Genomic DNA, 13,160 nt, shown 5'->3' with positions numbered 1-13,160 from the left:
TTGTTCAAAGATCATCTAACCTAATGACAATTTAATGCCATTAAAATATCGTTCCAATCTTGACAAATTGCTTGTACTTTCCCATCGAATTCCTGTTTTTCTTTAACTGAAGTGAATGCAATGGGAGTGAAATTGAACCGTTCGTATAATGCAATATCTGTTTGTTGTAAAGAAATTCCCACACCAGATTTATATTTTTCATGAATATTTTCGAGACATTTTTTCCGATATTGATGCAATTGTTCATTACCTTTTTTAAAGAAAATGGTTAAAGATTCCATTGGAAATCCTAATCTCGTTAAAATATCGAGAGTTTTATCCTTTAGATCAATAGATCGTGCTGAAATTACAAAAATATCATAATTAAGAGCCAGTTTCTTCAAACCGTTGATTGATTCACCATAAGCAACATCTTGATCGAGCAAATCTAAACGATTATAGATGGAGTAAAATCGGTTTCTTCGTGAACTCGCAGAAAAAGTAACCGTGGGAGTACTAAAAGATGCAACTTGCATTAGATACTGCTTCTGCGATAAATATTGTTTGATTGATGCATCATCCCAACCGAGCTCTAAATAGGTGTAATATTTTCGCCAATAATTATTCAGAATTATATTGTCCAAATAAAGAACTAAACCCCATTGTTTCACCATGGAAATTTCCTCTAAGCTATATTGATCCTAAAGATAATTTCACCTTAGTTGTTTTATTTTTTTTGTTTTATGATTTTATTAAATCAGAGCCAACAATTTTATTTAACTAAAAACCAATTAAATCTTAATTAAAAGAAAAAAACTTCTTCAAAGATTGAAGAATATTTCATTGAGGTTGTGATCAACATCGAAACAAGCAAAAAAAATGTTGCGGTAATAGGAGCTTCTGGTATGGCAGGCCAGCAATTTATCGAAGCATTAGACGGACATCCATGGTTCAATATAGTATCTATTCATGGAAGTACAAAAAGCATAGGAAAAACATATGGAGAAACACGAAAAGGCATATCATCACATTTGACATCTCCACATATCTTGGATATGCCCATAACAGACATCTACGATGCCGATATTAATAATATTGACATAATTTTTAGTGCGGTTCCCAGTACGATTGCAAATAAAATGGAAGCAGAACTAGCGATACAGAAACCAGTTATTAGCACAGCTTCTGCATATCGATATGAACCAGACATACCCATTTTCCTTCCATTTGTTAATGGAATTCACTATAAATTATTTGATAAACAAAAAGCGGATAGAGGATGGAAGGGATTTATATGCCCCGGACCAAATTGCAGTACAGTTGGCTTAGCTATAGCAACTTTTCCTATTTTTAAAAAGTTTGGAATTAAATCAATCCATGTGACCACACTACAAGCAATTTCTGGCTCAGGATATCCTGGTACCCCATCTTATGATATATTAGGTAATGTCATCCCCTATATTCCCGATGAAGAAGAAAAAATAATCAAAGAACTCAAGAAAATATTTGGAATTATTGAAGAAGGCAAAATAACGGCACCTGATATCATGATGGATGCAAAATGTAATAGGGTCCCAGTCATCAATGGCCATATGGAAAGTGTTTTCATCCAAACAGTAAAACAAACAACAGTTGAAGAAATTCAAGAGATTCTAACAAATTTTAAAGGGGAGACCGAAGGTTTGAATCTTCCGAATGCACCAGAGTATCCAATACGAGTATTTAATGATTCTGAACCATACAGACCTCAACCACGTGTTGAATTAAATAGATGTAATGATCATTCAGGGATGATTACGTACGTAGGAGGAATTTCCAAAACGAATTTTCCCAACGGTTTTAAATTTACTGTGCTTTCCCATAATACGGAATTGGGTGCAGGAAGGGGAGGAGTTTTGAGCGCGGAATATTTGGTTGCAAAAAAATATATATAATCTTTTGTTTTTTTCCTATTTTGAATTATCACCTATATCAATGGGTGAATATATGTCTATTAACCCCGAAGTGTAATGTTCGAGGAAAATCAAATTATCAATGGGTGAATATATGTCTATTAACCCCGAAGTGTAATGTTCGACGAAAATCAAATTATTAATGGGTGAATATATGTCTATTAACCCCGAAGTGTAATGTTCGACGAAAATCAAATTATCAATGGGTGAATATATGTCTATTACCCCCGAAGTGTAATGTTCGACGAAAATCAAATTATCAATGGGTGAATATATGTCTATTACCCCCGAAGTGTAATGCTCGACGAAAATCAAATTATTAATTGGTGAATATATGTCTATTAACCCCGAAGTGTAATGCTCGACGAAAATCAAATTATCAATGGGTGAATATGTGTCTATTAACTCCGAAGTGTAAAGTTCGACGAAAATCAAATTATTAATCGGTGAGTATATGTCTATTAACTCCGAAGTATAACGCTCGACGAAAATCAAATTATTAATCGGTGAATATGTATCTATTAACTCCGAAGTATAACGCTCGACGAAAATCAAATTATCAATGGGTGAATATGTCTATTAACCTTGAAGTGAAAGAAAAATTTTTCAGTTTTTTGAATGTGTATTAGCTAAATTTTAAATCTAATCTGTTTTGATCAAACCTATGAGAAAAGATATTGAAAATCTTTCGAAGGAACAACTTTTAGATTACATCGAGATGATATCCAAAAATTGGCTCGCACATGATGGTTGTTGGTTTCAAGCAATTGAACGTGATATTGGAATGAGAGAAGCCATAAAATATGATGTTGCAGGTTGGAAACGATTTACAGTGATCGAGGCTAAAAAGATTAAACAGTTTTTAGGGTTGGAAGAAAATCCTGGACTAAAAGGTTTGATGCAGGCGTTGAAATACCGATTATATGCAAATATCAATGTACAAGAGATTGTAGATATTACGGAAAATTCATTTATCTTCCACATGAACAAGTGTAGGGTTCAAACCGCGCGAAATAGAAATAATTTACCCGATTTTCCATGTAAAGAAGTGGGAGTTGAGGAATATGGATTATTTGCTAAAGCCATAGATTCTCGCATTCGAACTGAATGTATTTGTTGCCCTCCCGATGAACATCCACCAGAATACTATTGTGGTTGGAAATTTATTCTGGAATGAAAAAAGACATAAAAAAAATTTTTTACAATTTATTTTAGAAATGAAAAAAAAAGTTAGTATTTAACACCTGCAGCGTCTGCAATTATTTCAACCAAATCCTTTACTTCAGATGTATAGTTTTTCAATTGTTCTTGTGCTTTTTTGAAAGCATATTCACAGGTTGGGCAGGCAGATACAACATAATTGGGAGAATATTTCTCCAATTGAATTAAACGATCTTCACGTACTTTGGAAGAAAATTCAGGGTTTGAGATTTGATAGGCCCCTCCCATCCCACAACAACGAGTTTCATCCCCATGCAAATATGCTTCTTTCAATTGCACCCCAGGAATTTTACCAATTAATTCGCGGGTTCCATCAACAAAATTGATTTCGTTATTTTTTCTAGCCAATAAGCAAGGATCATGATAAGTAATTGTTTTATCAATGGTTTGAGTTAATTTTAGTGATCCTTCATCGATTTTGTTCAAAAAGTATTGAATTGCTGGCAACACTTCAGCTTTTACAGGATGACCTAGGGAAGTATAAGTCTTTTTAATAGTCCCTGTGCATCCTGGACAAGTTGAAATGATGGTTTTCACTTTAGATTCCTTAAGGAGAACTTGATTTCGTTCAGACAAACCAACAGCAACGGATCTATGACCTGCTTTATTTACGGGACCACCACAACATTCCCTAGATTCAAGATGTGTACAATATTTTACACCCATCATTTCCAACAATCCCATAGTTGCTCGAATTGCATGTGGAGCATATTTCATATCCATACATCCAATATAATAAAAAACCTCAGGATTGGGATCATTATGATTAAAATCTGATTCTTCCGAAAAAGGGGAAATTTCAAAAACGGAGCCGTTACTTTCAATGCGTTGCTTTAGAGGTTGAACAGATTGAGGTAATAAATCACGTTTTTCAAGTTCGGCGCGCATTTCAACGAGAAAATCTCCAGTACTAATATCCATTGGACACCACTGAAGGCAAGCGTTGCAACCCATACACTGATAGAGAGTGTCAATAGCACTAGATTCGCCCATGGGAATATGTTGCATACCCATAAAATATGAAATTCGTGCTTTACTGGCAGGAGCATACGGCTCTTTTTTGGTAACTTGCACTGCGGGGCAATCAAAACGACACATGTTTGGACATAAGGCGCATTTTGCCATATCTTTTAAATTTGCATCGATATTATCCACAGTATAGAATTTTTTCCTATTTTTATACCCATCAATGAAATTATTACGATCTTCTTTACTCACGGTCTTAAAAATTGGAATCATCCAACTATATTTCTTAAATTTTTTAAATATTTCCATATTAAAGCCCTCCTTTAGGTTTTGCATCAAGGGAAGACCGTTGAGTTAAATAAACCGATCCTTCTTCACGCTGAGAAAACAATTTTCCAGGATTCATAATATTATTTGGATCTAATAGCTTTTTGATCCGCTTCAATAGCTTAAACTCTTCACCGTGTTCAAGCTGCATCCAGCGTGTTCGATTCAAGCCCATCCCATGATGATGAGACGCAGCACCACCTTTTAAAAGAGTTCCTCTAACAGCTGCATCCCAGCATTGATTATATAATTCTAAATAATCCTGATTTTTTTTCGGAACACCACTGAAAGTAAAATAGAAACATACTCCAGTCGGATAAAAATGAGAAGCATGCCCAGTTGCCATGAGAGCTCCGGGAACAGCAAGTATCTCTTGAACAACAGCTTCATATAATTCATTTGCTTTATCCCAAGGAATAGAAACTTCGACAGTATCAAATACAAGACCGTATGGTCCAAAATCTGATGATTCTTTGACATTGAAACGAGTCTCAAACCAATGATCTACAGGTCTACTACTACAAGCTTCTCCGTTGTGTTTAAGGCAGTTTTCTTCAGTGATTGTCATTTCTAAATCAACCAATCGGCTGCTCCCTTCAAAAACAAAAATCACCATGAGTTTATCCTTAGATTTTTTTTCAGTTGATCCAAAGTGACGAACTGTTTCTGGTTTGTCATAAATTCGAACGACCGCTGGATTAATATTCGCTTGTAAGGTTTCTCGTATTGCATTCAAACTATCTTGTAAAGTAGGAAACACGAAGGAAGACCCTGCTTGTTTTTCAGGAAATGGCCAAATACGACAAGTAACTTCAGTAACTATACCAAGAGTCCCTTCAGAGCCTAAAAAGATTCGATCTACAATAGGACCTACCGATGCTCGCGGATAAAATTTAGACTTGACAATCTCACCCGTAGGAAGGACAACTTCTAATGATTTGACAATGTCTTCCATTTTTCCATATTTTCCAGAAAATTGACCTGCGGCGCGGTGAGCCACATACCCTCCAACAGTTGAAGCATGTAAAGATTGCGGGATATGACCCATCCGAAATCCGTGTTCATGCATGTAACGTTCTAAGACTTTTCCATTTACACCTGTTCCAATAGTTGCAGTCATATTTTCTGCATTAATTGTGATCTGGTCAAAATGTTTCATATCCACCATAATTCCACCTTTAATTGGAACTGCACCTCCTACCACACCGGAGCCTTCCCCATAGGGAATAACGGGGATAGGTGGTTTATGACTATTAGCATATTTTAAAATTTCAGCAATTTGGTGAGTTTTTTGAGGCCATACTATAATATCAGGATATGCTGGGATTTTCCCATCAAGAGTCATTTGATTAGATATTAGCCAATAATCTTTTCCATAAGCCACTTTGTCAATATAATCCGTTGAAACCCATTGATTCCCAAGAATTTTTTTCAGTTTGGATATAACAATATCAAGATCTTGGATTACAGCATGGGGATCATGATCAAAATTTACTTTGAGATCTCCTTTTTCTTCCATAGATATATCATTAGACGTTTCTTTTTAAAAAAATTTGAACTTGGTTAAATGAAAAGCAAATTTCTTATCAGAGTAAATTCTCTCCAAAACATCCAGCGAAAGGTTAATTTGGGATTTATTTATTTTGATTTAATTAACTCAATTAAATCAAAAGAAAATGAAAATGAAAAAATTATTTACTCACATTGTATGCAGTGGCAATAATTTCATCTGCAATTGGTGTATTTGGAGATCCATCATAACGAATTGTTCCATCAAGAACAACTAATCTTCGCGCATGTTTTCGTATGAGGGTGATATCATGGTGAACCATTAATACAGTTAAACCATACTTATCATGTAATTCTTCAATCAAAGTAAATACACTTTGAGTCATTTGATAATCCAAAGCACTGGTAGGTTCATCCATAAGAATGATATCAGGATTCCGAGCAAGAGCTCGTGCAATCATAACTTTTTGTTGCTCACCACCTGAAAGATGCCCAATAGGCCGTTTTGCATACTTCCCCATATGTACCTTATGCAATGCAAGACGGACGGCTTCAAAATCTTCTTTTTTCGGCCTCTTCAAAATACCAATGATCCCATAACGTCCCTGTAAAACGGCTTCAGACACACTAAGAGGAAATTCCTTGCTAAATTTAGTATCTTGAGGAACATATCCCAATTGATTACGAATTTGACGATTAATTTTTTTGCCTTGCATTCGGATAGTCCCTTCCATTGGAACGATTAAATTTAAAATACTTTTTAAAAATGTCGATTTCCCGCAGCCATTCGGCCCGATTATTCCAATGTAATCTCCTTTTCGAATTTTGAAATTAATACCATGTAATATTGGTCTCTGATTATATCCCAATTTAACATTTTCAAACCTTATTAATTCTTCCTCGGGATTCATAGATAATTCTTGATTGGAGTTATGTTCTTGTTTTGCCAAGCTTAATACCTCAAAATTTTTGATGAGAATGATTATGTGAAGAATTGAGAGATTTTGAATGAGTGTGAGATTTTCCTGAAGAATCAACAATTAAGATTTCACTTTCATCTTCACAATAAGGGCATCGAAATTCATCATCCACACAAAATTTACAATATTTCTGATGATCTAGCTGATCTTGTTGAGTTATAGGCTGGTAAGCTTTTCTTTTGGGGGAAAAAGTAAAGCAAAGAATATAAATGAATGTGATAACCATTACAATTGTAGAACCAGTAGGTAAATCAAAATAAAAACTCAGAATTAACCCAAGGGAAGATGAAATAGCACCAAATAATGATGCTAAACCGAGCATTTTATTTACATTATAAGTTAGAGCATGAGCGGCAGCCCCAGGAGTCACAATCATTGCAAAAACTAAAATTGCCCCAATCGCTTGAATGGATACAGTTACAATTCCAGCAATAATTCCAATAAAGATGTAATTCAATAACCGAACAGGTATTCCAGAAACTTTGGCCATTTCTTCATCAAATATTATGAAGAAAAATTCTTTCTTCAGTGCAAAAAAGATCACCAAAATGATTCCTCCAAGGATAATCAATTGCCACATACTTTCTTTAGGGACGGTTAGAGCATTTCCGAATAATAATGACTGGACGTTTGTACTGTACGATTCCATTAAACCAATAAATAATATTGCAAGAGCCATTGTAAAGCTAAACATAATCCCCACAGCAGTATCGTTTTTGCCACTGGGATCCCGATCATTAACAAATCCAATAATCATTGCCGCTGATTCCCCAAAAAGAAATATAGTGATAAATGGATTAGTCCCCAGCAAAATGGCTAAAGCACCTCCAGCAAAACAAGAATGTGCAATCCCTGCACCCAAAAAAGACATACCTTTGAGAACTACAAAAACACCAATAATTCCACAGATTACACCTACTAAAATGGTAGAAAGCAAGGCAAATTGCAAATATTGATATTTTAAGCTTTCAAAAAAACCTAATGTCTCAAGCAACATAAGCTACTTAGAAAGAAATCAGCCCACCCTTAAAAACTACCTAGTTCAAAAGAAAAAACTTTCCAATTAGCTTTAAAAAATTTACAAAGATATAATATAAATCAATAACTCACTTTTTGCTAGATCGAGTACCTTGATTCTGCGAGATTATGAACGGAAAGAATTGCAAAAAGAATTAGATGCAAAGAAGGTCCAAAAAATAGCAATATTGGGTCTTGGAAATGCTGGAAAAACGTCCATTGTTAAATCAGTCCTTTACCAATTCGAAGCATTAATGTCTTTGGCTCCAACCAAGAGTGTAGAAAGAACAAGTATTGAATTTTTGGGACGAGAATTATTGATTTGGGATTTTGGAGGGCAAGAAAGGTATCGACAAAATTATTTAAATAATCCCAAAAAATATTTTGAAGGAATTCGCTACATCTATTATATCGTTGATAGTCAGGATACCAAAAATTTACGTGAATCCATGGCTTATTTTCTTAAAACTTTCGAAAAAGCGATTGAATTTAGCCCAAATGCCAAATTATATTTATTTTTCCACAAAATTGATCCAGAGTATTCTGGAAGTGTCGATTTTACCAAGGTTGAAAATGAGTTTTTAGAAGAAATCCTTCCAAAAGTTCAAGCAAAAGCAAATAATCCTCCAGCTATATTTCACACTTCAATTCATCATCCATTAAGCGTGATCTCCGCATTTACACAGCCTATGTTGAGTAATGAAGACATTTATGAAACACTTTGTAAAACCATTGGTCAATTCTGCAAAGAAAATGCCCTGAATTTTGGAATTCTTTTTACTAAGAACTTCTTTGAAATTGGAAATTTTACCAATCCTGACCATTTACAAAGCAATATAAAAACACTCTCAGCGTATTTGAAAGAATTTGATTTTTCTGGATTTGAAGGAAAATTTCCACAGTTTACTGTTGGTTTCAATCAAATTTATACAAAGAAATTTTTTATTACTGTTGGGGAAGAGTTTCCTTTCTATTTTTGCATAGGAGTAAACACCATTGCTGTCCCCAAAGATATTGCAGTTTTACTAGAAAAAGTGGAGGATTTTACCACAAATATCAAAAAAGTGCTAATTAATTCCGAAATCATCCGTATTGGAATTCTCCGGACAGAAAAGATTGTGAAAACGTATTATTTTGACGATTTTTGATGAGAAATTTCTATTTTTTTCTTTTTCTTTAGCTTTTATGACTTCATAGAAATGTTTTTATGCTTATTTAGTTAGAATACGATTATGAACAAAATTTACGAAAGTTCGTAAACTCATACCAACTAAAATTTTTGCCTAATTGAGAAGATAAAAAATGAAAAATCACAAAATTGTTAATAATTTTAGAAAAATGAGTATCCTTGTTTTATTTACCTTTGCAAGCATGACTATCACTCTCCCATTATCGATGGGAACTTCAACAACCGAAGCAGATCCAATTCAAGTAGTCACAAGCATTACGATTCTTCAAGATTTTGTGCAAGAAATTGCAGGAGATCAAGTAGAAGTATATTCCTTAGTAGATGGAAATGAAGATCCTCATACTTACGAGCCAAATCCTACTGAAATTCAAAAATTGATCCAAGCGGATTACATTATCTTGATGGGAAGAGAAGATTTGGAACCTTATTGGGAAGGGAGTCTCAAGGAAGTTGCTTTAGCAGATAATCCTAATCTCAAGATTATTACTGTTATGAACGCAACTATGGAAGAAAATGATCCATTACTTGAAGGAATTAATCCTCATGGCTGGACCTCCCCTATAATTGCTAAAATGATGGTGGAAAATATTTATACAGAATTCCAAATAGATTCAAATTTTGATTCAACCGCGTTAGATTCGACGTATAATGCTTATCAAGCAACCTTGGATACATTATACCAAGAAATTCTCGAGTTTAAACCTCAAGTTGAAGGTCTAAAAGTAGTTCTACACCACCCATCCATGATGTATTTGCTCAATTTACTTGGAATTGAAAGAGTAGCTGTGATTCAAGAAAAAGAAGGATCAGAGCCTTCTGCCAAACACATTCAAGATATTCAACAAATTATGATAGAACAAAATATTTCCATAATCATCAATCAACCTAACCTCGATGTTGCGGATGTGGCTCAACTAGCTCGCGATACGAACGCAAAAATTGTAAATGCCATACCCCTTCTGGGCATGACAGGAGACAATAATGAGTTGATTGACACTTACGCTAAAATGATCAGATATAACCTATGGGCACTAGTAAATCCTCAAGAAATTCCAAGTTCAACATCGAATATTCCCAGTTACCAAATAGAGATCATATTTGGATCAATGCTAATAGGACTCGTAGTTTTATTCAAAAGGCATGAAAAATCATGAATCAAATAAGCTGTGAATTGCTGAAGGAAAAGGATCACCGAGTCCTCGATTTTTTATTTTATTGGAAACGACCAATCCGTCCGGGAGATTTGAAAAAGGAAGTTAGAATAAAGCATTCCACCCTCAATTCCACTTTGAAACGCTTAGTAGAAACTCAACTAATAACATGGGAGAAATATGGTCCAGTCTCATTAACTTCCCAAGGAATGGAGTATGCTGCACATCTATCCAACCATCATTTTATTATAGAAAAATTTTTGGTAGATACCCTTGACCTTCAAAAAATCCAAGCCCATAGTGAAGCAATTCATCTTGCTGGTGCGTTTTCGTGCGAATTGATCCAGAAAATTTGTCAGAAATATGATCTTTCCCATGATACCATTAACCCTGAATATTGCACATTGGACTATTAATTGATGGGACGAAATCTTGACATCCTAAAAAGGCAAGTGCTAATTAATCTGAACAATCGATTTAAAGATCAATTTTTCTTTAAATAAGATCTCTCTCTAAAGTAAACTAAGAAAGGATTTGACCTAGTTTCAATGAACTTCAGTCTACCTACTAATGTGATAGATCTTATGGAAAACTCAACTTTAACCGAACCAGATTCTGCTTTAGTTCAAACAGAATCCCGTAAGGGTGTGCGCTATTTTCAAGTAGATGCATGGAAAGCCCTTATGATAGCCTTTGTGATAATGGATCACACCTTTACCCACGCTTTTCTGCATGATTTTGGCTCTTCCTTTTGGGAACGAATTTCGATTCCAATGTTGATGATCATCATGGGATTCAATATGGGAAAATCCTTTGATAAAAAGGGAGTTACCAAATTAAAAGAAATGTATTCGCTCTCCTATTTTGAGAACAAGATGAAACGATACGTGGTCCCGTTTTTGATACTTTATTTCGTTCACACCATATTATATCTGTTAGAATCTGCAATGGTCTTTGATACCTTAGATGTCTTCTACTATGAGAACTTTCTCAACATATTTATTGGATATACGCCATTCTACGGCCCAGGCATGTGGTTTTTACCAGTACTCATGTCTACAATCCTTATTTTCCCAATTATCTACTGGTGCTACAAGAAAAATGATGTTATTACGTTAGTTGGAACATTTGTTATTGAATTGGGTTGGTATTTAATACGAGACATTATTTATGGGGATATGCTTTTTGGAGATCCAGCTAAAGTAACCGATGGGTTCTTTGGATGTCATGTATTTGCAATGTTCAGCGCTGTTGGTCTAGGATTATGGTTTTCCACTGATCATGATATTTTATCAAAACGTAATCGATTTGTCTGGATTATTGGGCTGTTTTCAATTATCTATATTTTCCGCTACAATGCTATTGGCAATTGGTTACCATGGGTGACAGGAGATTACCATCTCTACTTCTTCCCATACTCTGCTGTTTTATTCTTGTTGGGAATGAAATTTATTCCTGAAAATCCGCAAGGAAAACTCAGTGATTTTGTCCGACGGATTAGTAAATCAACCTACCACATTCTCTTAACACAAATATTCTATTTCTCAATCGTTTATCAGTTCTTCTTGTTTATGTTTAACCCCCTCGATAATGTACCTGATGTATTCGATGCCAATCCAATTAATTATCTATGGTTCTACCCGCTGAATGTATTAATTACATTCTCAATAGGTATGTTGTGGAATGAAGCAGAATCGCGATTCTATCGCAAAGTCAAAGAAAATTCTTCTTTGAAATTGATCTATAAAGGAGCCATAGGCTTAAGTGTATTGTTCTTCTTGACTCGAATAGTGTTAATCGTGATTTTCTTCATAAAATATTGAAAATATAACGACGAAAGTCAAAATAACACATTTTTTTTTTATTATCTTTCAAGAGGTCCAATTTTTCCTTTCATTTTTCATGACGGAGATATTTCATTCCAAGACAATAAATTTTAGCATACTCAAATCCAAATAGGAAGATCATCTATGAAATCTTGATGAATATCAATTTTTCTTTAAAAAAGGCAGACCACAAAAGATGTGTCGAGTTTTATCAAGAATATAAAATGAAAAATGCTCTTTCTCAAGCCACCGCAATTCCAGCTATCACCACGGAAAACACGATTAATAATGTCTTTGTCTTTGATGGGTGGATCCCCGATGATATTTTCCGGTATTTACCCGATGATACGATGTATTTCGACCCGATCCGCTTAAAGAAAAGTATTCATGACAGTATCAAATTTTGGTGGATTTCATTTTTCTTATTTTGTCTTTTCATTTGGGGGCTTGGTTTAATCGTCAATCCCACCCGAATGTATTCAATGGGCAAGCTTAATGGATTGGAAGTCATTTTGCTGGCAGGAATGTTTATGGGAACTCTAATGACTTTGATGCAAACACTACCATATAGGAAAGTTTTTAGAGGAATTTGGATCAATCAAACAGGAGAATGTCATTACCAAGAAGGAGAAGACCCCATTGGCGAAATTAAGATCAAAATGTTTTCTATCACTCCAAACTTGAAAAAATGGCAGGAAACGACACCTTTTGATGCAAAAAAAAATCGAGCACTCAAAAAAACAATCATAGCAAAGTATATTGATGCCTTAAATCAAGAACGGGAAAGGCGTCTTCAAAATGATCCACAATTTAAAGAAAAAGTTGCGGCATATAAAATATCCAGTAAAAAGGCAAATAAGTACGGCATCTTTGCAGCGATTTTTTTCGGAGGATGGATCATATGCTGTATTATCGTAATTATTCAGGTCAGTGATAATCCCATTCTGAGTGATAACTGGTTTTTGTTGCTATTTGCACCAGTAATACTTGCAATGGCCTTTTTCCTTAATTTTCTTCGATTAAAACTGACGGGTTTGGAGTAG

13 protein-coding genes are annotated in these 13,160 nt (G+C 34.6%); 7 read left to right on the top strand and 6 right to left on the bottom strand.

Annotated elements, in window-relative coordinates; all coding sequences use genetic code 11:
* Positions 1–20: 20 nt before the first annotated feature.
* Entirely contained in the window at positions 21–653 is a 633-nt protein-coding gene (locus NEF87_RS20465; RefSeq protein WP_457917284.1) for a hypothetical protein, read from the bottom strand.
* 177 nt (positions 654–830) lie between these two features.
* Here NEF87_RS20465 and asd point away from each other — a divergent pair, with 177 nt between their 5' ends.
* The gene (gene asd, locus NEF87_RS20460; protein ID WP_457917283.1) at positions 831–1,913 is read left to right on the top strand and encodes an aspartate-semialdehyde dehydrogenase; all 1,083 of its coding nucleotides are present in this window, start codon (positions 831–833) and stop codon (positions 1,911–1,913) included.
* Between the two features lie 15 nt (positions 1,914–1,928).
* Here asd and NEF87_RS20455 read toward each other — a convergent pair whose 3' ends face one another.
* Positions 1,929–2,486 (bottom strand): hypothetical protein, encoded by a 558-nt coding sequence (locus NEF87_RS20455; RefSeq protein WP_457917282.1) that lies wholly within the window; start codon positions 2,484–2,486, stop codon positions 1,929–1,931.
* 109 nt (positions 2,487–2,595) lie between these two features.
* Between NEF87_RS20455 and NEF87_RS20450 the strand changes: the two genes are divergently transcribed.
* Positions 2,596–3,108 (top strand): DUF6125 family protein, encoded by a 513-nt coding sequence (locus NEF87_RS20450; RefSeq protein WP_457917281.1) that lies wholly within the window; start codon positions 2,596–2,598, stop codon positions 3,106–3,108.
* A gap of 53 nt (positions 3,109–3,161) precedes the next feature.
* Here the strand turns inward: NEF87_RS20450 and NEF87_RS20445 are convergent, their stop codons facing one another.
* The 4 genes from NEF87_RS20445 to NEF87_RS20430 all read right to left on the bottom strand — a co-directional run bounded on the left by NEF87_RS20445 (position 3,162) and on the right by NEF87_RS20430 (position 7,931).
* Positions 3,162–4,427: a (Fe-S)-binding protein gene (locus tag NEF87_RS20445; protein ID WP_457917280.1), complete on the bottom strand. Its 1,266-nt coding sequence runs from the start codon at positions 4,425–4,427 to the stop codon at positions 3,162–3,164.
* 1 nt (position 4,428) lies between these two features.
* Positions 4,429–5,964, bottom strand: coding sequence for an FAD-binding oxidoreductase (locus tag NEF87_RS20440; protein ID WP_457917279.1), 1,536 nt, complete (start codon positions 5,962–5,964; stop codon positions 4,429–4,431).
* A 172-nt stretch (positions 5,965–6,136) separates the two neighbouring features.
* A complete protein-coding gene (locus NEF87_RS20435) occupies positions 6,137–6,904 on the bottom strand; it encodes a metal ABC transporter ATP-binding protein (protein ID WP_457917278.1) in 768 nt (255 codons plus the stop codon).
* A 10-nt stretch (positions 6,905–6,914) separates the two neighbouring features.
* Positions 6,915–7,931 carry a metal ABC transporter permease gene (locus NEF87_RS20430; protein ID WP_371803336.1) on the bottom strand — a complete coding sequence of 339 codons (1,017 nt, stop codon included), beginning with the start codon at positions 7,929–7,931 and terminating at the stop codon, positions 6,915–6,917.
* 133 nt (positions 7,932–8,064) lie between these two features.
* On the opposite strand from NEF87_RS20430, the gene NEF87_RS20425 reads away from it, so the two are divergent.
* The 5 genes from NEF87_RS20425 to NEF87_RS20405 all read left to right on the top strand — a co-directional run bounded on the left by NEF87_RS20425 (position 8,065) and on the right by NEF87_RS20405 (position 13,160).
* Positions 8,065–9,099, top strand: a complete 1,035-nt coding sequence (locus NEF87_RS20425) for an ADP-ribosylation factor-like protein (protein WP_457917277.1) — start codon at positions 8,065–8,067, stop codon at positions 9,097–9,099.
* Between the two features lie 154 nt (positions 9,100–9,253).
* Positions 9,254–10,294, top strand: coding sequence for a metal ABC transporter substrate-binding protein (locus NEF87_RS20420; RefSeq protein WP_457917276.1), 1,041 nt, complete (start codon positions 9,254–9,256; stop codon positions 10,292–10,294).
* On the top strand, positions 10,291–10,707 hold the full coding sequence (locus NEF87_RS20415) for a metal-dependent transcriptional regulator (RefSeq protein WP_457917275.1): 417 nt from the start codon (positions 10,291–10,293) through the stop codon (positions 10,705–10,707). Before NEF87_RS20420 ends, NEF87_RS20415 begins: the two co-directional genes overlap by 4 nt.
* Positions 10,708–10,875: 168 nt before the next feature.
* Positions 10,876–12,114: an acyltransferase family protein gene (locus NEF87_RS20410; protein ID WP_457917274.1), complete on the top strand. Its 1,239-nt coding sequence runs from the start codon at positions 10,876–10,878 to the stop codon at positions 12,112–12,114.
* Positions 12,115–12,341: 227 nt separating this feature from the next.
* The gene (locus NEF87_RS20405) at positions 12,342–13,160 is read left to right on the top strand and encodes a hypothetical protein (RefSeq protein ID WP_457917273.1); all 819 of its coding nucleotides are present in this window, start codon (positions 12,342–12,344) and stop codon (positions 13,158–13,160) included.

The organism is Candidatus Lokiarchaeum ossiferum, assembly GCA_025839675.1.
Lineage (GTDB): Archaea > Asgardarchaeota > Lokiarchaeia > Sigyniarchaeales > Promethearchaeaceae > Lokiarchaeum > Lokiarchaeum ossiferum.
This window is presented reverse-complemented; position numbering and strand designations above follow the sequence as displayed.